This is a genomic window from Calidifontibacillus oryziterrae (assembly GCF_000331575.1).
Taxonomy (GTDB): domain Bacteria; phylum Bacillota; class Bacilli; order Bacillales; family Bacillaceae_J; genus Calidifontibacillus_A; species Calidifontibacillus_A oryziterrae.
The window spans coordinates 1-26563 of sequence record NZ_ANOK01000009.1; the positions used below are offsets into that span (position 1 = coordinate 1).

The window sequence follows — 26563 nt, forward strand, 5'->3', positions numbered from 1 at the left end:
TGTCCATAGAGGGTGCCACCTAGGAGCCTGACCCCGGGAAATAATGGGAATTGGTCTTTTTGCTGCTAGACAGACACATTAATGAAATGCCTTCATACAATATTAATACATACAGTTTTTAGTGAGTATTTCGCCTATTTTGAATTATGTATATATTTTTAATTGGGTGGTAATACTGTAGCTGTGGAGGTGGACTAGATGGACTCATATGGTATGATAGATTCATTGGGGGAAACGTGTGTTATTTGTGAAAAAAGCAAAATAAAAGGTATTCATTTATATACTAGTTTTATTTGTTGTGAATGTGAAAAGGAGATCATTAATACTGAAGCCGATGATGACAAATATAAGCATTTTTTGTATCAGCTTCGAAAAGTTACCCATCCGATAAGTAAAGTGAATTAAAAGCAGATTTCAAATCTCGAACTGCTTCTTCATTAGTTTTATAAACCAGTGAAGGTGTAGTTCAAAATATTGGAGTCTGCTTTTTCGTTCGTTAAAAACGCATAAAATTGTAGCGAGGATGTTTCTCGATGTAGTAGAAATTTTTGGAATCAAGTATAAGTTCGCTATGTCTCTTCCTTAGCCTTTGTGGCTCGTCATTCGGCGAGTTTTCTGTATTGTTAGAAGGTATTATTTCCTTTAAAATGATATAGTAATGAACATAGGAATGAGGAAACAAAATGAACCAAAATACTGTTCCGTTATACCAAGGGTTATTAAATCATAAAAATAGTGATCCGATTTCATTTCATGTTCCTGGACATAAAAATGGTGCTATGTTCAAATCAGTTGATTTCGGAACGGTTTCTTTTAATGATTTATTGAGAATTGATTTAACTGAGCTTAATGGCCTAGACGATTTACATTCACCTACTAGCATTATAAAAGAAGCTCAACATTTAACAGCAGATCTTTATAAAGTAAAGAAGAGTTACTTTTTGGTAGGTGGCTCTACAGCTGGGAATTTAGCTATGATTCTTGCAACCTGTAATCCTCATGATGTTGTGTTAGTTCAAAGGAATAGCCATAAATCAATTATGAATTCCTTACAATTGGCTAATGTAAGACCTGTCTTTTTAAGTCCTGAATTTGACTATGAAAGTCAAATTGCAACAAATATCTCATATGAAACTGTAAAACAAGCCATAAAGGATTATCCCGAAGCAAAGGCGTTAATTTTAACAACACCTAATTATTATGGCATGGTCAGTCATAATTTAAATGAAATCATTAAACTTGCAAATTCTGCAGGTTTACTAGTGTTAGTAGATGAAGCGCATGGAGCACATTTTATATTAGGGAAACCTTTTCCTACAACAGCAGTGACCTTAGGCGCTGATATTGTAGTTCAATCTGCTCATAAAACACTCCCTGCAATGACAATGGGTTCGTATCTCCATTTTAATAGTTCGCGAATTGATATTGGTAAGGTAGAATATTATTTGCAGGTTGTGCAGTCAAGTAGTCCCTCTTATCCAATCATGGCTTCATTAGATTTGGCAAGGTATTATTTAGCTCATATTTCTAATAAAGATAAAGAAGAAATCATTGACTCAATCGAAAATTTTCGTGAAAGTCTAGCAAGACTACCTCAAATTAATTTAATTGCTCAAAAAAGTGATCTTTATCAAGCAGATATACTTAAAATAATAGTTCAATCCAACTGTGCTCTTACTGGTTATGAAATACAAGAAGCTTTTGAAAAAGAACATATTTATACTGAATTAGCTGATCCTTGGAATGTGCTATTTGTTTGTCCTCTATCGGAAGTAGAGGATTATTCAACTATTGTTGCCAAAGTTGAAAGGGCAATAAAACATGTTCCTACAGAGATAAGAGATAAACAAAAAGTTGATCAAAGTACTCCTAGCATTTTTACTTTGGCTATTACATACGAGGAAATGAGGAAACGTAAAACTTGTAAAATACCTTTACGTAATGCTGTCGGAGAAATAGCAGCCAGTTCTGTAATTCCTTATCCACCTGGCATACCTGTTATTTTACCTGGAGAGACAATTACCAACAATCATATCAATATGCTATTAACATTAAAGGAATCGGGAGCATATTTTCAAAACAATCCTGAGCTTTGGGACAAGGGAATAGATATTTTTAACTAAAGGAGACTAACAATTGTGAAAAACGGATACTTTATATCGTTGGAGGGTCCAGAAGGAGCCGGGAAATCTACAATTGCAAAACGAATTAAAGAATATTTAATACAAACAGGGAGGGACGTTATTTTAACAAGAGAACCTGGTGGGATAGAGATTGCTGAACAAATAAGAGGTATTATTTTAGATAAAAAGAACACGATGATGGATGGCCGAACAGAGGCGTTACTGTATGCTGCTGCAAGACGACAGCATCTGGTTGAGAAAATTATTCCAGCTTTGGAACAAGGCCAAGTTGTGCTATGTGACCGTTTTATTGATAGTAGTCTTGCTTATCAGGGATATGCAAGGAATTTAGGGCTTGAGGAGGTCTTAGCTATTAATAAATTCGCAATTGGCCATTATATGCCTCATTTAACCATTTATTTTGATGTAAGACCGGAAATAGGATTAGAGCGAATAAATAAAAATAAGGACCGTGAAATTAATAGATTAGATCTTGAAACACTTGATTTTCATCATAAAGTTTCGGAAGGATATAAGCTACTTGAAGAACGTTTCTCAGATCGGATTGTGAGAGTAAATGCCGAGCAACCAGAAAATAGAGTTTTTGAAGATACTAAATCAATAATAAACTTGAGATTACATACTAAATGATAATGAGGTAATGTTTTGTGTCGCTTGTAATATATGTAGTAAGGGGTGAGAGTTTCCAGTGTATACGTGGGGAGAATTGAAAAATAAGCAACCCAATGCTGTTAGAATGTTAACGAACAGTATTGCAAAGAATCGGATTGCCCATGCATATATATTTGAAGGTGGCCGAGGTACAGGTAAAAAAGAGGTTAGTATTCAGCTAGCCAAAAGCTACTTTTGTACTAAACGTATCGGAGTTGAGCCTTGTAACAGTTGTATTGAATGTAAGAGAATTGAATCAGGTAATCATCCAGATGTATTACTATTAACACCTGATGGATTATCATTAAAAAAAGAACAGATAAAAGACTTGCAAAGGGAGTTTGCAAAGAAAAGTGTAGAGGCAAAAGGGAAAATATATATTATCGAGCATGCCGATAAGATGACCGTACAGGCAGCTAATAGTTTGCTTAAATTTTTAGAGGAACCAAATGGTCGTACAATTGCAATGCTGTTAACAGAACAAGTTCAAAAAATGCTTCCAACAATATTATCAAGATGTCAAATCTTAAATTTTCGGCCGTTAACACCAGAATTGCTTTTTCAAGAATTGCTAGAAAAAAATGCTCCGACAGTATTAGCGAAAATTGTTGCCTCTCTTACCAATAATATAAATGATGCACTTGCTATTATTTCAGACGATTGGTTTGCACAAGCCCGAAATATAGTGATACAATTAAATGAGGTTCTCGTAAATAGAAGTCACCATGCACTTTTGTTTTTACATGAACATTGGCTACCACATTTTATCGAGAAGGAACAGCTGAACGTAGGTCTTGACTTATTATTATTATGGCATAAAGATCTTTTATATATCCAAATAGGTGAACAGAATAATCTTATTTTTATAGATCAAAAGGATTTACTTGAGGTACAGGCTATGCGATTTTCACAAAAAAGAATTGCAGACCAGTTAACCATAATTTTAGAAGCTAAAAAAAGGTTAGATGCCAATGTAAATCCACAATTATTGATGGAGCAGCTAGTTCTCAAGCTGCAGGAGGGATAACGTTTGTATGAGGTAGTAGGAGTTCGCTTTAAAAAAGCGGGTAAAATATATTATTTTGATCCAGGTGATTTTAAGATTAGCGAAGGAACATATGTCATTGTAGAAACCGTCCGTGGAGTTGAGTTTGGCAAGGTTGTTATTAGCTCTAAGAAGGTAGATGAAAATGATATAGTTCTTCCGTTGAAAAAAGTACTTCGACTAGCAGATGAAAATGATATAGTAAATGTTGAAGAAAATAGAAAAGAGGCAAAACAAGCATATGAGCTCTGTAATGAGAAGGTAATTGAGCATGGCCTTGATATGAAGCTTGTCGATGTTGAGTATACGTTTGATCGAAACAAAATAATTTTCTACTTTACAGCTGATGGCCGTGTTGATTTTCGAGAACTTGTTAAAGACTTAGCTGCAATTTTTCGAACAAGAATTGAGCTAAGGCAAATAGGAGTACGTGACGAAGCGAAGATGCTAGGTGGTATTGGACCTTGCGGAAGAATGCTTTGTTGTTCAACATTTTTAGGTGACTTTGATCCTGTTTCAATTAAAATGGCGAAGGATCAAAATCTATCACTTAATCCAGCGAAAATATCTGGTTTATGTGGTCGGTTAATGTGTTGCTTAAAATATGAAAATGATGACTATGAAGCAATAAAGGAAAGGCTTCCGGACTTGGGTGAAGAAATTATAACACCACAAGGAAAAGGCGTAGTAGTCGGACTCAATATTTTGGAGGGCCTTATTCAAGTAGAGCTACCAGAAATTGAACGTGTAATTGAATATACAATTAATGAACTAATCGAAGAAGGTACTGTTTCGTTTTAAGCCCACAAAGTAATAGAGGTGGAATCGGAGTGGACAAAAAACAATTATTTGATCATGCGATCCATATGGAGGAGCAAATCGGTCAATTATACAAGCAGTTAGGTGAATTTAAAGCTCATTTGGCTGATTTGCTAGAGGAAAATCATAATTTAAAGATGGAAAATCATCATCTTAGACAGCGTTTAGGAATAGATGAGGAGCCTGAAGGAGATGGCAATTCTTCTAGTACTAATAAAAAAGAGAAATCATCATTAGACGTTGGTGAGGGTTATGATAATCTTGCCCGTCTTTATCAAGAAGGATTCCATATTTGTAATGTTCATTATGGAAGCTTACGAACTGAGGGCGATTGCTTATTTTGCCTATCATTTTTAAATAAAAAGTAATGATAGCGGGACTGTCTTTTTTTTGGACAGCCCCTTTTTAATATATTTAGTTAAGGAAGGTTGTTTTAAATGATTGAATTAAAGGAAGGCGAGCGGTTAGATTACTTATTAGATGAGCGGATGAAGATTATTCAAAGTTCGGAAGTGTTTAATTTTTCTTTAGATGCTGTTTTATTGGCAAACTTTGTATATGTCCCAATTCAAAAAGGGGATCTGTTGGATTTATGTACAGGAAACGCCGTTATTCCGTTATTATTAAGTAAACGTACAAAAGGGTCGATAACGGGTGTAGAAATACAAGAACGTATATTTGATATGGCTTTACGAAGTATTAAATTTAATAATTTAGAACATCGTCTGTCTGTAATTCATGGAGATTTAAAGGATATGCCGCAGCGTTTAGGGCATAGCCGCTATGATGTAGTCACGTGTAATCCGCCATATTTTCCGACTCCTAGTGAAAATGAATTCAATGAAAATCTGCATTTGGCTATTGCTCGGCATGAAATAATGTGTACGTTGGAGGACGTTATTCGCGTCTCAAGTCAACTAGTACGACATGGCGGAAAAGTAGCATTTGTACACCGTCCTGGCAGGCTATTAGATATTTTGACTTTAATGCGGCATTATAAGCTTGAGCCGAAACGACTTCGATTTGTTTATCCAAAGGTAGGAAAGGAAGCAAACACGTTATTAATAGAGGGAACAAAGTATGGGAAAGCAGATTTAAAAATTTTACCCCCCTTATACGTGTATAAGGAAAATAACGAATACACTGAGGAGATGTATGAAATCTTATATGGGAAACGGTAAGCATTATGTGTATATATTAAGGTGTAATGATGGCACATATTATACAGGATATACAAATGACCTTGAAAAAAGACTAAACAAGCATCAAGCGGGAAAAGGTGCAAAATATACAAGAGGGCGAACACCTGTACAATTAATTTTCTCGCAGGAGTATGACACAAAAACTGAGGCGATGCATGCTGAATATCGGATAAAACAATTAACGAGAGAGCAAAAAGAAGCCTATATTAATAAGAAAATAAGCGTTACGTAACAACCACTGCTTTTCAATCGCTTCATCATAAAGTATGTTGAAGTACTATTAATGGAGGAATAATTATGAAGCAACAAAAAAGTTTTAGCTCTAGCGGTAAAGGCATTCTATACTTAGTACCAACACCTATAGGGAATCTAGAAGATATGACTTATAGAGCCATTCGTATTTTAAAGGAAGCGGATCTTATTGCCGCTGAAGATACGAGACAAACTGTGAAGCTTCTGAATCACTTTGTAATTTCAACACCGATCGTCAGTTACCATGAACATAATAAACGTGAGAGCGGTGCCCGACTGTTAGAGGAAATAAAAGAAGGGATGACTGTTGCATTAGTTAGCGATGCTGGTATGCCGGCAATTTCTGATCCTGGCTATGACTTAGTAATTGCAGCACTAACAGCGGATATTACAGTTATTTCATTACCGGGCGCAAATGCAGCACTTACGGCGTTAATTGCATCGGGGTTACCAACAGACCATTTTTATTTTTATGGGTTTTTGCCAAGAGGGAAAAAAGACCGGATTGCTGAACTGGAAAAAGTAAAGGGGTTAAAAGCCTCGATCATTTTTTATGAAGCGCCACATCGTTTAAAAGAAACACTAGCAGCAATTGCCCAGGTTTTAGGAGATCGAAAGGCAGCAATTTCTAGAGAGTTAACAAAAAAGTTTGAAGAGTACATAAGAGGTACGTTGAATGAACTTGTAATGTGGGCAGAACAAAATGTCGTAAGAGGGGAATTTTGTATTATTATTGAAGGTGATTCGGGAAACAACGGAATAGTTGATAAAGCTTGGTGGGAATCCATGCAGCTAAAAGACCACGTTCAATACTATATTGACAAGGAACATTTACACTCTAAGGATGCAATCAAAAAAGTAGCAGAAGAACGGAGATTAGCAAAAAGAGAGGTTTATCAGGCGTTTCATATAGAAGAATAGTTGCTAAAAGATAGACCTTTATTCAAACAAACAAAAAGGTGGTCGATGAATAATCGGCCACCTATATATTAAAATAGTTTATTTAGCTACAGATAGATGCTCTTGGATCTGTTTTAATAAAGTTTCTGCGCCTTCACGACTTAAAACGATTTTACCGTTTGCAAGTGTGAAATTATCATCAGATACTTCGCCAGTTACACTACAAGTCATGTTAGGCTTGTACTTCTTCAAAACGATACGGTCATCATCAACATAGATTTCCAAAGCATCTTTCTCAGCAATTCCTAATGTACGACGTAATTCTATTGGAATTACCACACGCCCTAATTCATCAACCTTACGAACAATACCTGTAGATTTCATATTAATTCTCCCCTCGTGTAATCAATTTCTTTATATAATAATTCGCCAACTTTCGACAAATTTCTCCTGTCTCTACTATATCAATACATCCAAAAGCAGTCAATTTATTTTTTGTAAAAATGTGTAGGAATTATAAAAAAATGTATATTAATAACCACTAAAACCGTTGATATATTAAGGTTTATAATTATCACTATAAGAATATTTAATATCATTTTCTTACATATTTTTACTGATAATGGAAGTATGGTTAGTTTCATTATAAGCTAAAATCGACAAATTTCAACAATATAAGTCGACAAATTTATCGTTTAGTATTGATAGTCTTGACATCCTTACTTGGGATTAGTATATTTTGGTGATAGTATAAAAGGGACGTTTTAAGTCTGAAACTAAAGGGGGCAATTAAAATGACTGATAAAAAGACATTTTATATTACAACACCTATTTATTATCCAAGTGACAAATTACATATTGGACATGCATATACAACTGTAGCTGGCGATGCGATGGCACGATACAAGCGACTTCGCGGCTTTGATGTTATGTATTTAACAGGTACTGATGAACATGGTCAAAAAATACAAAAAAAGGCTGAAGAAAAAGGGGTAAGTCCTCAAGCATTTGTTGACGGTATCGTTAGTGGAATACAAAGTCTGTGGAAAAAATTGGATATTACCTACGATGATTTTATAAGGACAACAGAAGATCGACATAAAAAAATAGTTGAAAGCATTTTTTCAAGGTTAGTTGAGAAAGGTGATATTTATTTAGACCAATATGAAGGTTCATATTGTACACCTTGCGAATCGTTTTTTACCGAAAGACAATTAGTAGATGGAAATTGTCCTGATTGTGGTCGTGCAGTTGAAACAGTAAAGGAAGAATCATACTTTTTTAAAATGAGTAAATATGTTGATCGCTTGCTTCAATACTATGAAGAAAATCCTGAGTTTATCCAGCCGGAATCTCGAAAAAATGAGATGATTAATAACTTTATAAAGCCGGGCTTAGAGGATTTGGCCGTTTCAAGGACTACATTTGATTGGGGAATAAAAGTACCAGGAGATCCAAAGCATGTGATTTATGTGTGGATTGATGCACTGTCAAATTACATCACCGCTTTAGGATATGGAACAGACGTTGATAAAAAGTATCAAACTTATTGGCCGGCAGATGTTCACTTAGTCGGTAAAGAAATTGTTCGCTTCCATACAATTTATTGGCCAATTATGTTAATGGCATTAGATGTACCACTTCCTAAAAAAGTATTTGCGCATGGCTGGCTTTTAATGAAGGATGGAAAAATGTCAAAATCAAAAGGGAATGTCATCGATCCTGTTACATTAATTGACCGGTACGGCTTAGATGCATTACGTTACTATTTATTACGTGAAGTTCCATTTGGGTCAGATGGTGTTTTCACACCAGAAGGCTTTGTAGAACGAATTAATTTTGATTTAGCAAATGATTTAGGAAACTTATTAAATCGTACCGTAGCGATGATTATTAAATATTTTGGTGGCAAAATCCCAGAATACAATGGAAAAGTAACGGAGTTTGATGAAGCGCTAGAAGTAATTGCAAAAGAGACTGTCCAAAAAGTAGAAAATGCAATGGAAAAAATGGAGTTTTCCGTTGCATTAACCGCGATCTGGCAACTTGTAAGTCGAACAAATAAATATATTGATGAAACTCAGCCATGGGCGCTTGCAAAGGATGAAGACAATAAGCCACAACTGGCATCTGTTATGTACCATTTGGCAGAGTCTTTACGCCATATTTCAATTATGCTACAGCCTTTTGTAACGAGAGCACCGAAAAGAATTTGGGAGCAGCTAGGTATTCAAGATATTGCAGCTATTACAAATTGGGATAGTTTGTATCAATATGGATTAATCCCAAGTGGTACAATGGTGCAAAAGGGTGAACCAATATTCCCGCGTCTTGAAGTTGAAAAAGAAGTGGAGACTATAAAACAGGATATGCAAGCTCCAGTCGGGCAAAAGGAAGCAAAACAGGGTGATAAAGATATTATCAAAGAAGAAGTTGAAGAAATTACAATTGATGACTTCATGAAGGTTGATTTACGCGTTGCTCAGGTGATTAAAGCTGAAGCTATAAAAAAAGCGGACAAGCTATTAAAGCTACAGTTAGACTTAGGCTTTGAAAAACGGCAGGTAGTCTCTGGAATTGCCGAATATTATACTCCTGAAGAACTTGTTGGGAAAAAGGTTATTTGTGTTACAAATTTAAAACCAGTCAAGTTACGTGGTGAATTATCACAAGGGATGATTCTGGCTGGAAAAGAGGATGGTAGGCTAAAGCTTGCATCCATTGATGGAACGATACCAAATGGAACAAAAATAAAGTAAATCCGTTTAAAAACACAAAAAAATACTATTATAAAGAAGGAAGATAAAGGATGCTATTTGATACTCATGTTCATCTTAATGCAAGACAATATGCTGAGGATGAAGAGGAAGTAATCAAGCGAGCTAAAACTGAAGGCGTGTCAACTATGGTATGCGTCGGTTTTGATCAGGAAACAATCAACGGTGCAATTAGAATTGCTGAACAATACGATTTTATCTATGCAGCAGTTGGCTGGCATCCGGTCGATGCAATCGATATGACTGCCGAGGATCTTGTTTGGCTTGAGAAACTAGCCGAACACCCAAAGGTTGTGGCTCTTGGTGAAATGGGATTAGATTATCATTGGGATAAATCACCGAAGGATGTTCAAAAGGATGTGTTTCGAAAGCAAATTCAACTTGCAAAAAAAGTAAAGCTTCCTATTATTATTCATAATCGCGATGCTACACAAGATATTGTAGAAATTTTAAAAGAAGAAGGTGCCCACGAGGTGGGTGGGATCATGCACTGCTTTAGCGGAAGCGTTGAAACTGCAAAAGAGTGTATCGATATGAATTTCTATATATCATTTGGCGGTCCGGTTACTTTTAAAAATGCTAAAAAGCCAAAAGAAGTTGCGATAGAGGTTCCGTTAGAAAAGCTATTAATTGAAACAGACTGTCCATACTTAACCCCTCACCCCTATAGAGGAAAGCGCAATGAACCTGCATTTGTTAAATTAGTTGCACAACAGATTGCGGAATTAAAGGGAATTACTTATGAAGAATTAGCGAAAAAAACATCTGAAAACGCAAAAAGATTATTTAGAATTTCATAATTTGTCGAAGGAAGAGAGGGTTGCTCTCTTCCTTTTTTAGCCTTTTTCTTACTAATTACATAGAACTACAAGATTCGTAGCGAAGATGTCGAGAAGTAAATGTGGATTTATAAGGTGGATTGGCCTTATAATTTGAAACCAAGAGGTTTGTCAAGATATTCGCGGATGGTAAATTATAAGAACAGAGGTAAATTATAGTTGACAACTAGTGAATGCTTTTATATAATTCACTCCGTGAAGAAGGAGGCATACATAATGCTTAAATCTAAGAAAGTAATAGTCGCCATATCTAGTATTCTAGCAGTGTTATTACTGGGAATACTTGCATATGAAGGGACTAAACAGCCTGTCACGGTTGTCTTGGATGGGAAAGAGGAAATAATTCGAACCCACGCTAAAACAGTAAAAGAATTGTTAGTGGAGCTAAAATTAGAAGTACTGGAGGAGGATAAGGTTACACCGCCGCCTGATACCGAATTAAGAGATGTAGTAAAGGTTACTTGGGACCCCGCACAACCAGTTAGATTTGTTGTGAAGGGTGATAAAACTATAGTATGGACTACTGCTAAAACGGTAGAAGAATTTATTAGGGAACAAAATTATGTCCTAAATGAACACGATATTATAACTCCAAGCAAAGATACAAAGCTTAATCAAGACACAGAAATAATTGTGGAGACAGCTTTTCCGATTACATTGAAGGATTCAGATGAAGAAAAGCAAGTTTGGACGACTTCGACTACTGTCGCTGACCTTTTGAAGCAACAAGAAATTAAGCTTAATGAACTTGATCGCGTTGAGCCAAAAGCTGATACTCAAGTTACAGAAAACATGGTTGTGAATGTAATACGCGTAGAAAAGGTCACCGATGTGGTGGAAGTGCCAGTTGATTATGCAGTAGTAACGAAAAAGGATGCTTCATTATCATCCGGAGCAGAAAAAGTAATAGCTAAAGGTGAAGAAGGATTAGAAAAACAGTACTTTGAAGTAGTTCTCGAAAACGGGAAAGAGGTCTCAAGGAAAGTTATAAAGAAGGAAAAAGTAAAGGATAGCAAAGACCGCATTGTAGCGATTGGAACAAAACCTATAAAAATGCAACCAGCCCGTGGCTATGACGGGCCGTCAGTGAAAGAATTTTATGTAAGTGCAACCGCATATACAGCATATTGTAAGGGCTGTTCTGGTATTACTTCTACAGGTATAAACTTAAGAAAAAATCCGGACCAAAAGGTAATTGCTGTCGACCCAAGAGTCATTCCGTTAGGAACAAAGGTATGGGTAGAGGGTTATGGTGAAGCTATAGCAGCAGACACCGGTGGTGCAATTAAAGGCAATAAGATTGATGTATTTATTCCAGATAAAGCTACAGTCGACCAATGGGGACGTAAAAAAGTTTTAATAAAAATTTTAGAATAGGATACGTATACACAGGGGATATTGTCCTCTGTGTTTTTTATTTGAAATAATTTAGCTTATACTGTTTTATATAGAAGACGATATATTTTGGTGAAAAGTTTCACCATTGGAGGAAAATATGCAAAAATTGAAAGAAATTATTGTTGTTGAAGGTAAAGATGATACAGTCCGTGTAAAACAAGCGATTGATGCTGATACAATTGAAACAAATGGGTCAGTCATTAATGAGACTACAATTGAACAAATACGACTCGCACAGGAGCAGCGAGGGGTCATTATTTTTACGGATCCTGATTATCCAGGAGAAAGAATTAGAAAAATTATTTCCGAGCGAGTTCCAGGCTGTAAGCATGCGTTTTTACCGAGACAAGAAGCGATAGCTAAAAAGGGGAAAGGTCTAGGGGTTGAGCATGCGTCGATTGAGGCGATTAGGCAGGCTTTAAGAGCTGTTCAGCAAGAAACGATAGATATTTCTGAGGAAATTGCAAAAGAAGATTTATTAGAGGCGGGTCTAATTGGGGATGCGCGTTCAAAGGAACGGAGAGAGAAGTTGGGTGTGATATTAAGAATCGGTTATACAAATGGGAAACAATTGCATAAGCGTCTAAATATGTTTCAAATAAAAAAATCAACCTTCTTACAGGCGGTACTTCAAGTGTTACAGGAGGAGAAAGAATGATAAAGGATATTGCAACTCCGCTGCGTACAAAAGCGATATTAGAAAAGCACGGCTTTTCTTTTAAAAAAAGTCTTGGACAAAATTTTTTAATTGATTTGAATATATTAAATCGGATCGTCGATTTTGCGGAACTAACGGAAAATAGTGGAGCAATTGAAATTGGGCCAGGTATTGGCGCTTTAACGGAACAGTTAGCGAAACGAGCGAAGAAAGTTGTTGCGTTTGAAATTGATGGGCGGTTATTACCAATTTTAAAAGAGACGCTCAATCCATATCCACATGTTAAGGTAATCCATAATGATGTGCTAAAGGTTAATGTAAGTGAAGTAATTAAATCCGAATTTGAAGCCGATCAAGATCTAATGGTTGTTGCAAATCTTCCGTATTATGTAACAACGCCTATTATTATGAAGCTACTATCGGAGCGCTTACCAATACGCGGCATGGTTGTCATGCTGCAAAAGGAGGTGGCAGACCGGATTTCTGCATCACCAGGAACTAAGGATTATGGTTCTTTGTCAATTGCGATTCAATATTATACAAATGCAAAAACTGTAATGATTGTTCCGAAAACTGTTTTTATGCCACAACCAAATGTAGATTCTGCAGTTATTCGTTTAACAAGAAGAGAGAAACCACCAGTTGAAGTAGTCAATGAAGAGTTTTTCTTTGAAGTCGTTCGCGCAAGCTTTGCCCAAAGAAGAAAGACGATATTTAATAATTTGGCTAGCTTTTTTAATGGACAGCTTGAAAAAAAACAAGTTGAAGAAGTGCTTGTATATGCCCAAATTGATCCAAAGAGACGCGGAGAAACGCTTGCTATTCAAGAATTTGCTGTTTTAAGTGATCATTTCTACAAAATAATCTCAGAGTAATTAGAGACCATTTCCCCCTTTTAATCATAGGTTATAAAAGGAATAGGTTATTAATGGAAAGGAGAAAGAAGTGGGTAGCGTATAGTAACGCTCGGACAGGAGGGGAAAATGGGTATCAAAGTTGGCGATATGGTTACAAGAATATCTTATAATCATGATTTACTTTTTCGTGTTATCGAAATTAACGATCAATTAGCAACCTTATTTGGCGAAGACGTCCGCCTAATAGCTGACGCACCATTATCAGATTTGGTCGAAATTGATGATAAGGAATATAAGGATAGGCAAAAAAAAGAAAAGGAAAAACAGGATCAATCATATCGGCTATTTCGCCAAGATTATAATCTAATTCGGCAGCGAAGTGAATATAATGCTTCAAATGGTTATGCTGAAAGTGAAACGTATTTTCAAATGCCAGGTCGTGTTTTGCATTTAGACGGTGATCCTGTTTATTTACAAAAGTGTAAAGCATTATATGAAAGACTTGGCGTTCCTTTTTTTGGCGTTCATTTAGATGAGAAGGAAATGCCGGATAAGGTAGGAAAGTTTATTGAACAATTGAGGCCGGATATTTTAGTTGTAACCGGACATGATGCCTATATAAAATCTAAAGGACGACAAACGGATCTAAAAGCATATCGCCATTCTCGATATTTTGTACAGACTGTAAATGAAGCAAGAAAGAAAATTCCAAATTTGGACCAGCTTGTTATTTTTGCTGGAGCTTGTCAATCCCATTTTGAGTCGTTAATAAGGGCAGGCGCTAATTTTGCAAGCTCTCCAACAAGAATAAACATTCATGCACTTGATCCAGTATACATCGTAGCAAAAATTAGCTATACGCCTATCAAGGACCATATTAACGTCTGGGATGTAATTCGAAATACCTTAACTGGTGAAAAAGGATTGGGTGGAATTGAAACAAAAGGGCTTCTACGAATCGGATTACCATATCGCAAATATGAGTATGAGTAACTATCTCTAGTGGTAAAACCATTAGGGGTTTTTTAGTATTTGGCCTGCAAATTCCGTCGAATTATACATATTTTTGCAAAAGTGAGGCAAAATAATGATATATTCACAAAAAAATAATAGTTGCAGCAAAAAAACCCATTGACAGGAAAAATGGTTCACTGATATAATTTTAATTTTATTTGACTAAATAATATCAGGATGTTATAATGTAAATTAGTGAGGTGGAGTGAATGGGAAAAACTTTATTGGACATTAAACGTAATCTTGATAATAACCTAGGTAAGCGTCTAACATTAAAAGCGAATGGCGGGCGACGGAAAACGATTGAGCGTTCAGGAGTTTTGGCTGAAACGTATCCATCAGTATTTATTATTGAATTAGACCAACAAGAAAATTCATTTGAACGCGTATCATATAGTTATGCAGATATTTTAACTGAAACGGTGGAATTAACTTTTTTCGATGAAAATTCAGGGAATATTGCATTAAGCGGGCAGTAAACTAAGTTTACTGCTTTTTAATTGTTTAGCAAATTATAAAATTTGATCCTGTGGATAAATACTATAGCACAGAGAGTAGTCATCCAGCGCAAGCGCTCAGCGACTAGTAAACTTAGCTCATCTCTTTTGCGATAAGTCAACATCGACTCGTCCCTCGACGTGTTTCCTTTATCCCAGTCGATGCGCTCTTATTTTTACGTCGCTAATCAGGGCGCCTATAGCTTTTGTTCTTTGCCATTCGGCAAATTATCTACATCTAATCTCTTTGTTAGCTTCGGTTCTCCGTTACGTTGTACGCTCCGTTACTCGAACCTTTGCTTCCTCGACCTTCTCGCTTCTAATTTGCCTATCGGTGTTACATTCTCTAATTAAAGAAACGTGTCTTATACATATTCTTCTTCGTATTATCCAAATACTATAATTGTCGCAGTTTCAGAAAGGGGTCATTAATAGTGGGTAGACGCAGAGGTTTAATGTCTCAGCAATTTAAAGATGAACTCGCAAAGGAACTAGGGTTTTACGATACGGTTCAAGCTGAAGGTTGGGGTGGAATAACCGCAAGACAAGCGGGTAGTATGGTAAAGCGTGCCGTTGAAATAGCCCAAAAAGGGTTAGTAGACCAGCAGCAGAATCAATAAAACGTAAATCTACTATGTCCAAACACAATAAACTGCGATAGCCGAAGTTTTTTAAGCTTCGGCTTTTTTATACTATAAGAAAGTTTAACTTTGTTAAAGGATTAAAGTATAAGAAAGTTAGGTTCGTTTTGCCAATAAATTTTTGTCTATTTATAATAAAAAATGGTTATAATGGATGTTTATGATACAATATCAGAAGTATCTTGATTGAAGTAGGTGATTGTAGATGGATAAGCGAATATTATTAAAAGCACCAGCGAAAATAAATCTGTCATTAGACGTTTTACATAAAAGAGCTGATGGGTACCACGAAGTAAAAATGGTGATGACCACAATTGATTTGGCCGATAGAATTGAACTTAGAGCAATTGATGAAAATAAAATAAGGATTGTTACCCAAAATCGATTCGTCCCTGACGATGAGCGTAATTTAGCATATCAGGCAGCAAAATTGCTAAAGGAACGATATGAGGTAAACAAAGGCGTAGAAATTTCCATCTCAAAGGTAATTCCTGTCGCGGCTGGTTTAGCAGGTGGGAGTAGTGATGCTGCAGCGACATTACGAGGGCTGAATCAATTATGGGGACTTGATCTTACAATTGATGAACTTGCACGTCTTGGTGCTGAAATTGGATCGGATGTCTCTTTTTGTGTGTATGGTGGAACGGCAATCGCAACAGGAAGAGGAGAAAAAATTGAACATATTATTTCGCCACCCCCTTGTTGGGTTATACTAGCAAAGCCGACAATCGGTGTTTCGACAGCAGATATATATCGTAATTTGAAATTGGATGAGGTCAATCATCCGGATATTGAGGCGATGGTTCAGGCAATTAACAACCAGGACTTTAAGAGTATTTGTGAAAATGTTGGTAATGTTCTTGAAAGTGTTACATTAAGACTTTATCCAGAAGTGAATCATATAAAATCCAAAATGATTAACTTTGGAGCCGATGCAGTTTTAATGAGTGGCAGTGGCCCGACAGTTTATGGTCTGGTTCAATATCAATCAAGACTTCAACGCATTTATAATGGATTAAGAGGATTTTGTGATCATGTGTACGCTGTTAGAATTCTGGGAAATCGAAATGAAAGCTGAAAAAGCAGGGGCTCTTGATTAAATCCGTATAAAAGTGTTATATTATCTATAAAATATTCGGATTTAAGGGAGGTGCGCTATATTGAAGATTAGACGAAGCGGGAGATTAGTAGACATGACGAGCTACTTATTAGACCACCCTCGTGTATTAGTATCACTTTCTTTTTTCTCAGATCGATATGGAGCGGCAAAGTCATCAATAAGTGAAGATTTGGGGATAATAAAGTTAACATTTGAGCAACAAGGTATAGGTTCTTTACATACAGTTGCTGGTGCTGCTGGTGGAGTTAAGTTTATCCCCTATGCTTCCGAGGAAGGTTCGCATGAATTTATCTCTAAATTGTGTGACCTTATAGCAAAACCGGAGCGTTTGTTGCCAGGTGGTTATTTATATTTGACCGATATTATTGGAAATCCACGACTAGTAAAAAAAATCGGCCTTTTGTTTGCTACTGTTTTTTCAGACCGCCAGGTTGATGTTGTAATGACAGTTGCTACAAAAGGAATTCCTATTGCTTATGCAGTTGCAGCTTATTTAGATGTCCCGGTTGTCATTGTAAGGCATGATAGTAAAGTAACGGAAGGTTCTACTGTTAGTATAAACTATGTTTCTGGTTCAACAGGGAGAATTCAAAATATGGTATTAGCAAGAAGAAGTTTGGCTGAAGGATCAAATGTATTAATTGTTGATGATTTCATGAAAGCAGGCGGGACTATAAACGGTATGGTAAATTTGCTTGAGGAATTTAAAGCAAAGGTAGCAGGAATTGGTGTTTTAGTGGAATCAAAGGAAATTGAAGATCGATTAGTAGATGAATATATTTCACTGGTACGGTTATCAGAGGTTAATGTTAAAGCGAGGCATATTGAAGTGGAAGAGGGGAACTATTTTCAATTTATGAAGCCACTTTCACTTGGAGATGAGGAGGAAATACGATGAAAGCAATTCATACAAACGAGGCACCAGCGGCAATAGGTCCATATTCACAAGGGATTATCGTAAATAATATGTTCTATAGTTCTGGACAAATCCCTTTAAAGGCTGATGGTGAATTAGTAACTGGGGATGTCCAAGTGCAAACACACCAAGTATTTACAAATTTAAAGGCGGTGCTAGCTGAAGCTGGAGCATCATTAGATTCCGTTGTTAAAACAACAGTTTTTATTAAAGATATGAATGATTTTGGAAAAATGAACGAGGTTTATGGGGAATACTTTGCAAATCATAAACCAGCCCGATCATGTGTTGAGGTAGCTAGGTTACCAAAGGATGTATTAGTTGAAATTGAAGTAATTGCTTTAGTTAAATAATTTATTACAAAAATCCAACATTTTCATAAAACGTTGGATTTTTTTTGAAATTTTTTTGCGAACGAGAAGGAATTAAAAAAAATATGTGGAATTATTGGTAATATGTTTTTATTTAGGAAATTTTTATTTAATAAAGGTGGTGATACAGATGGAAGTAACTGACGTAAGATTACGCCGCGTAAACACCGAAGGACGCATGAGAGCGATCGCCTCCATTACGCTTGATCATGAATTTGTCGTTCACGATATTCGTGTGATAGATGGAAATAATGGTTTATTTGTCGCAATGCCAAGTAAACGCACACCAGATGGAGAATTCCGTGACATAGCTCATCCTATTAATTCTGGAACTCGTGGAAAAATTCAAGATGCAGTTTTAGCCGAGTATCATCGTTTAGGTGAGCTTGATGAAGTGGAATATGAAGAAGCTGGAGCTTCATAATGTTGAAAAAACACAAAACCCAACTATAATTTTATAGTTGGGTTTTTTGCATATTCTATTAAAATTATTACATTTTCTCAGAAATGTTGAAATGCAAATATTTTTAAGATATATTCGAAGGTGGAAAAAGGTGCCCGAGTGGAGGTTTTCAATGAATCGTTTTGCCATTATTTTAGCAGCAGGTCAAGGTACAAGAATGAAATCTAAGCTTTATAAAGTTCTACATCAAGTATGCGGAAAACCAATGATAGAGCATGTTGTTGAACATGTGTCTGCACTTGATATTAAAAAAATTGTAACGATAGTTGGTCACGGAGCAGAAAAAGTTCAAGAATTTTTAGGTGATAGAACTGAATATGCGCATCAAGAAGAACAGCTTGGAACTGCACATGCAGTCGTGCAGGCTGAAGGAATTATTGGAAATGAACAGGGTACGACACTTGTAGTATGTGGAGATACTCCATTAATTACTCCTGAAACAATGAAAGCACTTCTTGAGAACCATGAAAAAACAAATGCAAAAGCATCCATCTTGACTGCTTTTACGGATGACCCAACAGGTTATGGAAGAATTATTCGTAATAATGAAGGGTCAGTTGAAAAAATTGTTGAGCATAAGGATGCTAGTCCAGAGGAGTTAAAGGTACAAGAAATTAATACAGGTACATACTGCTTTGATAATCAAGCACTCTTTATGGCTCTTAAAGAAGTGGGAAATGATAACGCGCAAGGTGAATTTTATTTACCGGACGTTATCGGGATTTTGAAGCAGAAAGGTGAAAAGGTTTCTGCATATCAAACGGAAGATTTTGAAGAGACGCTAGGTGTAAACGATCGTATTGCATTATCACAAGCAGAAAGCATTATGAAGGCAAGAATTAATCGGTTACATATGAAAAATGGGGTTACAATTATTGATCCCGCTAATACGTATATCTCAAAAGAAGCCGTAATCGGTGCTGATACTGTAATTTATCCGGGGACAATGATTAAAGGTAAGACAATTATCGGTAGTGATTGTGTTATAGGCCCTAATACAGAAATAGAAAATTGTAAGATTGGGGATTTTACCGAGGTAAGACATTCAACAATGTTTTCAAGCGAGATTGGTAGTCATGTAAAGATTGGTCCATTTGCTCATATACGACCACAATCCGTTATACATGACGAAGTAAAGATAGGGAATTTTGTTGAAGTGAAAAAATCTATTTTTGGAACAGGCAGCAAAGCATCTCATTTGAGTTATATTGGTGATGCTGAGGTTGGGAAAGATGTTAATTTAGGTTGCGGCTCAATCACAGTAAATTATGATGGTAAAAATAAATATTTAACGAAGATTGAAGACGGTGTTTTTGTTGGCTGTAATTCTAACCTAATTGCTCCGGTAACAATCGGTAAAAATTCATATATTGCTGCGGGATCAACAATTACTGATGATGTGCCTGAAAGCAGCTTATCTATCGCACGTGCAAGGCAGACAAATAAACTAGGCTATATTGAAAAAAAGAAAAAATAAAACAAACTTAACGGAGGGTTTTTGCCAAAATGCCAAACCAATATCTTGACCCAAATTTAAAAGTATTTGCCTTAGGATCAAATCAGGCTCTAGCTAAAGAAATCGTGGAACATATCGGGATTGAAATGGGGAAATCCGCAGTTTCTCACTTTAGCGATGGAGAGATCCAAATTAATATTGAAGAAAGTATTCGTGGTTGTGACGTCTATGTTATCCAATCGACAAGTGCTCCGGTAAATGAACATATTATGGAACTACTAATCATGGTTGATGCACTTAAGCGTGCTTCTGCTAAAACCATTAATGTTGTTATGCCATATTATGGATATGCTCGCCAAGATAGGAAGGCAAGGGCACGTGAACCTATTACTTCAAAACTAGTAGCAAATTTAATTGAAACTGCAGGTGCCACTCGAGTTATTTTATTTGATCTACATGCACCACAGATTCAAGGCTTTTTTGATATTCAAGTTGACCACTTAATGGGTGTTCCAATTTTAACTGATTACTTTAAACAAAAAAATATAGAGGATGTTGTTGTTGTTTCACCAGATCATGGTGGTGTTACTAGAGCACGGAAAATGGCAGACCGTTTAAAAGCCCCAATCGCAATTATAGATAAACGTCGTCCACGTCCTAATGTTGCTGAGGTCATGAATATTGTCGGTAATATTGAAGGGAAAACAGCTATTCTGATTGATGATATTATTGATACTGCTGGTACGATAACGCTTGCTGCAAATGCACTTGTAGAACATGGAGCAAAAGAAGTTTATGCATGTTGTACCCATCCGGTATTGTCCGGGCCTGCAATGGAGCGGATTATGAATTCAAAAATAAAAGAATTAGTTGTGACAAACACAATTGCATTACCTGAGGAAAAGAAAATTCCTAAGATTACGGAATTATCAGTTGCTCCATTAATTAGTGAAGCAATTATTCGGGTACATGAAGATCAATCTATTAGTACATTATTTGATTAAGAAGTAGCTGGATTTTATTTTTCATGTTTGATTTTCTTTTCTTTTGGAGAAATTGATAGATAGGGATATAAAAATTCCATTAGGAAGGTGATATTCTTGTCTGCAATTACTGCAAAAAAAAGAACTGATTTTAAAAATTCAACCAAAACAAAGCTAAGAAGAACAGGGCAAATCCCTGCTGTTGTGTATGGCAAGGACAAGCCAACAAAGCATATTTTCGTAAATTCGATTGACTTTGCAAAAACTGTTAAAGAAAATGGTCGAAACGGGATATTAAAGATAGAGATAGAAGGAGAAAAAGCTGAGTCTGTTATTCTTCAGGATGCACAAACAGATCCGTTAAAAGGTACGATTCTACATGCAGATTTCTTTGTTGTTGATATGTCTTCGACAATTGATGTTGAGGTACCTGTTGCATTAGTAGGAGAAGCAAAAGGGATCAAAGATGGTGGAGTTTTGCAGCAACCACTTCACCTAATTTCAGTAAGGTCACTACCGCAAGATATCCCCGCAAAGATTGAAATTGACATATCTCCTTATGATATTGGGGATACAATAGTAGTAGGAGATATTCATACCAATGGGAAGTTTGAAGTATTAAGTGATCCGGAGATGGTCATCGCGTCCATTCTTCAACCTAGAGTTGAACAAAACATTGATAGTGGTGAAGTTCAATCTGAGGATGAAGCAGAAGTTGCTGATACAGAAGATGCGGTCAATACAGAAGAATAACGGTTAAAAATGTTATAATAAGAGGGTGTCCCAAGCTTAGGGTCATGCAGCTCCGATACTACCTTGTGTAAACATTACATGTTTGCGCTTGTATGATTATCAGGGTGAGCCAGACACATTAAACGGGACATCCTCTTTTTTGTTAAGAAAGAAATTAGTTGAAGCGAGGGAAAGGAACATTGAAATATATAATTGGTTTGGGAAATCCAGGGAAGAATTACGAGAAAACAAGACATAATGTCGGGTTTATGGTAATTGATGAACTTTCTAAACGTTGGAACATACAACTTAATAAAGAAAAGTTCAAAGGGCTTTATGGTTCAGGAATATTTAATGGTGAAAAAGTCATATTATTAAAACCGCTTACATATATGAATTTATCAGGGGAAGCAATTCGACCATTGCTTGATTATTATGATATTAATACTAACGACCTTATTGTTATTTATGATGATTTAGATTTACCTACAGGTAAAATAAGGCTCCGATCCAAAGGGAGTGCTGGCGGACATAATGGTATCAAATCAACTATCCAGCATTTAGGTACAGAAAATTTTAACCGCTTAAGAATTGGAATTGATCGTCCAACTAATGGCATGGCAATAACGAATTATGTGTTAGGGGCGTTTTCAGATGATGAGCGTTCAGCCATTGACCATGCAATTAACCAAGCCTGCAATGCTTGTGAAAAGTGGCTAACCGTGCCTTTTCTGGAGGTTATGAACCAATTTAACACTTCCAGTTGATGAAAAATATGTATATAAACTCCTTGTGGTGATCATAATAAACGTAAGATTGCCTTTAGGGGGTTAATTATGCCTATTCGTTACTTCTGTAGACACTGTAATATCCAAATAGGTGAAGTTGATAACGATCATATTGAATCAAAAAGCTTAGGTTTCCACTTTTTGAATGATGAAGAACGATTAGATATGATACAATATGATGAAAATGGGAATATTGATGTTAAGTCGATTTGCGAGGATTGCCAAGAAGCATTACAGCGTAATCCAGACTATCACTCACTACATACTTTTATACAATAATATAAACAGGATAGGCTTTGGTACTGTACCAAGGCGTTTTTCTGTTTGTATATTGCTAAAGTCCTAGGCAAATTTGAACGAGAGAGAGTCGCTTATGTATTTAGATTGGGGAGGAATTGCTTTGATAGGTTTACGATCCTATTTTACAAATAATGGAGAGGTTAAAACAATTGCGAGCGGCTATCGAGAAGGACTTGTCGAGCAGCTAGTTGCAGGTTTATCTGGATCAGCTCGATCGCTGTTTATGGCAGCAATGTATAAAGAAACATTTCAACCGCAATTAGTTGTTACTCATAATTTATTTCAAGCCCAAAAAGTTTTTGAGGATTTGACAGAACTAATTGGGGAAGATGAGGTTTTTCTTTATCCTGTTAATGAATTAATTGCTTCGGAGATTGCAATTGCTAGTCCTGAATTAAAAGGGCAAAGAATTGAAGCTATAAATTATTGGTGTAAAGAAAAAAGGGGAATCGTTATTGCGCCAGTTGCAGCCTTGAGAAGACTTTTACCACCTAAAGAAATTTGGTTAAAAGGACATTATCATTTTCAGGTTGGAGAAGATATAGAGGTAGATTCCTTTTTATCTAGATTAGTTCATCTGGGATATGAAAGGGCTGCAATGGTAGCTACTCCTGGTGAATTTAGTGTACGGGGTGGTATCATTGATATTTATCCTTTAACGGAGGAATTACCTATTCGTATTGAATTATTTGATACGGAAATTGACTCAATTCGCTTTTTTAATATTGAGGATCAACGTTCTTTGGAAACATTACAATCTATTTCAATTGGACCTGCTTCTGAGGTTATTTTATTCGAAGAGAATTTTTTAAAGGGTGCAAACGAGCTAGAGCTGGGATTAGCTAAAAGCCTAAAAAAAATAAATGATACTACCGTTAAACAAGCCCTTACTGAAAATGTTACGTACGAGATTGATCAACTAAAAAACGGACAATCATTTACGGGGATTAGCAAGTATATGGATTTATTTTACGATCATCCAGCTAGTTTACTAGATTTTCTACCGGAGAACGGATTAATTATATTAGATGAAATCAGTCGAATTCAGGAAATGGCTAATAGCTTAGATAAAGAAGAGGCTGAATGGCAGACATCTTTAATTCAAAAAGGTGATATTATCACGGATATAACGCTACATCACCAATTTCAGGAGTTGTTAGAAAAGAAAAATCAACCAAAACTCTATTTATCTCTTTTTTTACGGCATGTTCCTTATACACATCCAGAAAATATTGTGAACATAACGTGTAAATCGATGCAGAACTTCCATGGGCAGATGGATCTTTTAAAGGGAGAGCTTGAGAGGTGGAAAAAAAGCCAATTTGCCGTAGTGTTCTTAGGGGAAAATGACGAAAGAGTAAATAAGCTAGCTAATGTTCTCGAGGATTATGATATTGAAGCAGAGATCATTAAAAGTGATAGTAATATCTCTACTGTACGTCCCCAAATTATGAAAGGGGATTTAAACAGCGGTTTTGAATTACCACTTCAACATTTAGTTGTCATCACAGAAGAGGAACTTTTTAAAAAGAAGGCCAAAAAATCAAAACGCCGACAAAAACTGTCAAATGCGGAACGAATTAAAAATTACTCTGAATTAAAAATTGGTGATTATGTTGTTCATGTAAATCATGGAATTGGAAAGTATTTAGGGATTGAAACGTTAGACATAAAAGGCATTCACAAAGATTACCTTCACATTAAGTATTCTGGTAATGATAAGTTATATGTACCAGTTGAACAAATCGACCAAGTTCAAAAGTATGTAGCATCCGAAGGGAAAGAACCGAAGATCTACAAGCTTGGCGGAAGTGACTGGAAGAAAGTAAAAACAAAAGTACAGAAATCTGTACAAGATATTGCTGATGATCTTATCAAACTTTATGCAGAGAGAGAAGCTAGTAAAGGTTTTGCGTTTTCAAAGGATGGTGAAGAGCAACGAGAGTTAGAAGCATCCTTTGCTTATCAGGAAACAGAAGACCAATTACGATGTATCGAAGAAATTAAGAAAGATATGGAAAGTGAAAGACCGATGGATCGTCTTCTTTGTGGTGATGTTGGCTATGGAAAGACTGAAGTTGCGATTCGTGCTGTGTTTAAGGCTGTAATGGATGGAAAACAGGTTGCTTTTTTAGTACCAACAACAATTTTAGCGCAGCAGCATTATGAAACGATTCGAGAACGTTTTCAAGGTTTTCCGATTGAAGTAGGACTAATGAGTCGCTTTCGTACGAAAAAGCAACAAACCGAGACTATTAAACGGCTAAAGGATGGAACGATTGATGTAGTCATTGGAACACACCGAATTTTGTCGAAGGATATTGTGTACCGTGATTTAGGGCTATTGATTATTGATGAAGAACAGCGTTTCGGAGTTACCCATAAGGAAAAAATAAAAAAGCTAAAAGCGAACATAGATGTCCTTACATTAACTGCAACACCAATTCCAAGAACGCTCCATATGTCGATGCTAGGTGTTCGGGACTTATCCGTTATCGAAACACCACCTGAAAATAGATTTCCTATTCAAACGTATGTGGCAGAATCTAGTCCAGGTTTAATTCGTGAAGCTATTGAGCGTGAATTGGCTCGAGATGGGCAAGTTTATTATTTATATAACCGTGTTGAAGATATTGATCGAAAAGCAGAGGAAATCGCGGTTCTAGTTCCTGATGCAAGAGTTGTTTATGCACACGGAAGAATGAATGAAAATGAACTAGAGAATGTCATTCTGAGTTTCTTGGAAGGGGAATATGATGTCCTTGTAAGTACAACCATTATTGAAACAGGTGTGGATATACCAAATGTTAATACGTTAATTGTGCATGATGCGGACAAAATGGGATTATCTCAGCTATACCAGCTTCGCGGTCGTGTAGGTCGATCAAATCGCGTTGCGTATGCATATTTTACGTATCATAAAGACAAGATTTTAACAGAGGTTGCTGAAAAGAGGCTTCAAGCTATCAAGGAATTTACTGAATTAGGATCGGGATTTAAAATTGCGATGCGCGATTTATCCATACGAGGAGCAGGCAATTTACTAGGTGCTGAACAGCATGGATTTATTGATTCTGTCGGATTTGATTTATATTCGCAAATGCTTAAAGAAGCCATTGAGGAAAGAAGAGGACAACCTAAAGAAGAGCGGGTTTTTGATGTTGAAATATCTGTTGATATTGATGCCTATATTCCATCTGAATATATTCACGATGGCAAGCAAAAAATTGATATGTACAAACGATTCCGGAGCATTGAATCTCTTGAGGACCTTGAAGACCTTAAAGATGAAATGATTGACCGGTTTGGAGAGTATCCGATTGAGGTCTACTATTTATTTCAAATTTCTCGTCTTAAAATTTATGCAAAAAAACAAAAGGTTGAAAGTATCGTTCAAAAGAACAATGAGCTCTGGATATTAATGAGTAGTAACAAGGAGCATGTTAGTAAGGTTGTTGATTTATCGGCGAGATATGTGAAGGATATTCGTTTAGGTCAAGAAGGAGATAAGTTAAAGGTTATTACGGAGCAAAAAGGAAACACAATCCAAGAGCAAATGAAGATTGCTGAAAAGTTTTTAGCAGAACTTTGTGAAGTAGAGTCAGAGGCAATTATTGAACATTAAAACACGAAAAACGGAATAAATTGGAAGCTTAATTCCGGCGGTAAATTAATGAATTTTATCGTTCGCTATGAATAGAACTCTAAAGGTGGAGGATACTAAGGTCAAGAAAATGGTG

28 protein-coding genes are annotated in these 26563 nt (G+C 36.2%); 27 read left to right on the forward strand and 1 reads right to left on the reverse strand.

Annotation, left to right across the window (positions count from 1 at the left end; translation table 11 throughout):
- Positions 1-198 precede the first annotated feature (198 nt).
- The 9 genes from D612_RS0107695 (at position 199) to rsmI (ending at position 7034) form a co-directional block, all read left to right on the forward strand.
- A complete protein-coding gene (locus tag D612_RS0107695; protein ID WP_017754896.1) occupies positions 199-405 on the forward strand; it encodes a sigma factor G inhibitor Gin in 207 nt (68 codons plus the stop codon).
- 278 nt (positions 406-683) lie between these two features.
- Positions 684-2123, forward strand: a complete 1440-nt coding sequence (locus tag D612_RS0107700; RefSeq protein ID WP_017754897.1) for an aminotransferase class I/II-fold pyridoxal phosphate-dependent enzyme — start codon at positions 684-686, stop codon at positions 2121-2123.
- A 15-nt stretch (positions 2124-2138) separates the two neighbouring features.
- Positions 2139-2774 (forward strand): dTMP kinase, encoded by a 636-nt coding sequence (tmk, locus tag D612_RS0107705; RefSeq protein ID WP_017754898.1) that lies wholly within the window; start codon positions 2139-2141, stop codon positions 2772-2774.
- A 58-nt stretch (positions 2775-2832) separates the two neighbouring features.
- On the forward strand, positions 2833-3822 hold the full coding sequence (gene holB / locus D612_RS0107710) for a DNA polymerase III subunit delta' (RefSeq protein ID WP_017754899.1): 990 nt from the start codon (positions 2833-2835) through the stop codon (positions 3820-3822).
- Positions 3823-3825: 3 nt separating this feature from the next.
- On the forward strand, positions 3826-4641 hold the full coding sequence (locus tag D612_RS0107715; RefSeq protein WP_017754900.1) for a PSP1 domain-containing protein: 816 nt from the start codon (positions 3826-3828) through the stop codon (positions 4639-4641).
- A gap of 65 nt (positions 4642-4706) precedes the next feature.
- Positions 4707-5027: a DNA replication initiation control protein YabA gene (gene yabA / locus D612_RS0107720; RefSeq protein ID WP_407637456.1), complete on the forward strand. Its 321-nt coding sequence runs from the start codon at positions 4707-4709 to the stop codon at positions 5025-5027.
- A gap of 72 nt (positions 5028-5099) precedes the next feature.
- Positions 5100-5840: a tRNA1(Val) (adenine(37)-N6)-methyltransferase gene (locus D612_RS0107725; RefSeq protein WP_026092433.1), complete on the forward strand. Its 741-nt coding sequence runs from the start codon at positions 5100-5102 to the stop codon at positions 5838-5840.
- Complete coding sequence (locus tag D612_RS0107730) at positions 5827-6093, forward strand: GIY-YIG nuclease family protein (protein WP_026092434.1); 267 nt, start codon at positions 5827-5829, stop codon at positions 6091-6093. The genes D612_RS0107725 and D612_RS0107730 overlap by 14 nt, the downstream gene beginning before the upstream one ends.
- Before the next feature lie 65 nt (positions 6094-6158).
- On the forward strand, positions 6159-7034 hold the full coding sequence (gene rsmI, locus D612_RS0107735) for a 16S rRNA (cytidine(1402)-2'-O)-methyltransferase (RefSeq protein WP_017754904.1): 876 nt from the start codon (positions 6159-6161) through the stop codon (positions 7032-7034).
- A 78-nt stretch (positions 7035-7112) separates the two neighbouring features.
- On the opposite strand, the gene D612_RS0107740 is transcribed toward rsmI, so the two are convergent.
- The gene (locus D612_RS0107740) at positions 7113-7397 is read right to left on the reverse strand and encodes an AbrB/MazE/SpoVT family DNA-binding domain-containing protein (protein ID WP_017754905.1); all 285 of its coding nucleotides are present in this window, start codon (positions 7395-7397) and stop codon (positions 7113-7115) included.
- A gap of 410 nt (positions 7398-7807) precedes the next feature.
- On the opposite strand from D612_RS0107740, the gene metG reads away from it, so the two are divergent.
- From metG to mfd, 18 genes are all read left to right on the forward strand, one after another.
- The gene (metG, locus tag D612_RS0107745; protein ID WP_017754906.1) at positions 7808-9772 is read left to right on the forward strand and encodes a methionine--tRNA ligase; all 1965 of its coding nucleotides are present in this window, start codon (positions 7808-7810) and stop codon (positions 9770-9772) included.
- 50 nt (positions 9773-9822) lie between these two features.
- Positions 9823-10590 (forward strand): TatD family hydrolase, encoded by a 768-nt coding sequence (locus D612_RS0107750; protein ID WP_017754907.1) that lies wholly within the window; start codon positions 9823-9825, stop codon positions 10588-10590.
- A 255-nt stretch (positions 10591-10845) separates the two neighbouring features.
- The gene (locus D612_RS0107755) at positions 10846-12006 is read left to right on the forward strand and encodes a G5 and 3D domain-containing protein (protein ID WP_017754908.1); all 1161 of its coding nucleotides are present in this window, start codon (positions 10846-10848) and stop codon (positions 12004-12006) included.
- 118 nt (positions 12007-12124) lie between these two features.
- Positions 12125-12685: a ribonuclease M5 gene (gene rnmV / locus D612_RS0107760; protein ID WP_017754909.1), complete on the forward strand. Its 561-nt coding sequence runs from the start codon at positions 12125-12127 to the stop codon at positions 12683-12685.
- A complete protein-coding gene (rsmA, locus tag D612_RS0107765; protein ID WP_017754910.1) occupies positions 12682-13560 on the forward strand; it encodes a 16S rRNA (adenine(1518)-N(6)/adenine(1519)-N(6))-dimethyltransferase RsmA in 879 nt (292 codons plus the stop codon). The genes rnmV and rsmA overlap by 4 nt, the downstream gene beginning before the upstream one ends.
- A gap of 108 nt (positions 13561-13668) precedes the next feature.
- Complete coding sequence (yabG, locus tag D612_RS0107770; protein ID WP_017754911.1) at positions 13669-14535, forward strand: sporulation peptidase YabG; 867 nt, start codon at positions 13669-13671, stop codon at positions 14533-14535.
- A 230-nt stretch (positions 14536-14765) separates the two neighbouring features.
- Entirely contained in the window at positions 14766-15035 is a 270-nt protein-coding gene (gene veg / locus D612_RS0107775) for a biofilm formation stimulator Veg (RefSeq protein ID WP_017754912.1), read from the forward strand.
- A 452-nt stretch (positions 15036-15487) separates the two neighbouring features.
- Positions 15488-15673, forward strand: a complete 186-nt coding sequence (locus tag D612_RS0107780) for a small, acid-soluble spore protein, alpha/beta type (RefSeq protein WP_017754913.1) — start codon at positions 15488-15490, stop codon at positions 15671-15673.
- A gap of 226 nt (positions 15674-15899) precedes the next feature.
- Complete coding sequence (gene ispE / locus D612_RS0107785) at positions 15900-16772, forward strand: 4-(cytidine 5'-diphospho)-2-C-methyl-D-erythritol kinase (protein ID WP_017754914.1); 873 nt, start codon at positions 15900-15902, stop codon at positions 16770-16772.
- Between the two features lie 82 nt (positions 16773-16854).
- On the forward strand, positions 16855-17712 hold the full coding sequence (gene purR / locus D612_RS0107790; RefSeq protein ID WP_017754915.1) for a pur operon repressor: 858 nt from the start codon (positions 16855-16857) through the stop codon (positions 17710-17712).
- Positions 17709-18083, forward strand: coding sequence for a RidA family protein (locus D612_RS0107795; protein ID WP_017754916.1), 375 nt, complete (start codon positions 17709-17711; stop codon positions 18081-18083). Before purR ends, D612_RS0107795 begins: the two co-directional genes overlap by 4 nt.
- 148 nt (positions 18084-18231) lie before the next feature.
- On the forward strand, positions 18232-18525 hold the full coding sequence (gene spoVG, locus D612_RS0107800) for a septation regulator SpoVG (protein WP_017754917.1): 294 nt from the start codon (positions 18232-18234) through the stop codon (positions 18523-18525).
- Positions 18526-18676: 151 nt separating this feature from the next.
- Positions 18677-20041 carry a bifunctional UDP-N-acetylglucosamine diphosphorylase/glucosamine-1-phosphate N-acetyltransferase GlmU gene (gene glmU / locus D612_RS0107805; protein ID WP_017754918.1) on the forward strand — a complete coding sequence of 455 codons (1365 nt, stop codon included), beginning with the start codon at positions 18677-18679 and terminating at the stop codon, positions 20039-20041.
- A 29-nt stretch (positions 20042-20070) separates the two neighbouring features.
- Positions 20071-21024: a ribose-phosphate diphosphokinase gene (locus D612_RS0107810; protein WP_017754919.1), complete on the forward strand. Its 954-nt coding sequence runs from the start codon at positions 20071-20073 to the stop codon at positions 21022-21024.
- 87 nt (positions 21025-21111) lie between these two features.
- Complete coding sequence (locus D612_RS0107815; protein ID WP_407637455.1) at positions 21112-21756, forward strand: 50S ribosomal protein L25/general stress protein Ctc; 645 nt, start codon at positions 21112-21114, stop codon at positions 21754-21756.
- A 179-nt stretch (positions 21757-21935) separates the two neighbouring features.
- A complete protein-coding gene (gene pth / locus D612_RS0107820; protein WP_026092435.1) occupies positions 21936-22502 on the forward strand; it encodes an aminoacyl-tRNA hydrolase in 567 nt (188 codons plus the stop codon).
- A gap of 69 nt (positions 22503-22571) precedes the next feature.
- Positions 22572-22802, forward strand: coding sequence for an anti-sigma-F factor Fin family protein (locus D612_RS0107825; protein ID WP_017754922.1), 231 nt, complete (start codon positions 22572-22574; stop codon positions 22800-22802).
- A 121-nt stretch (positions 22803-22923) separates the two neighbouring features.
- A complete protein-coding gene (gene mfd / locus D612_RS0107830) occupies positions 22924-26448 on the forward strand; it encodes a transcription-repair coupling factor (RefSeq protein WP_017754923.1) in 3525 nt (1174 codons plus the stop codon).
- Positions 26449-26563 lie beyond the last annotated feature (115 nt).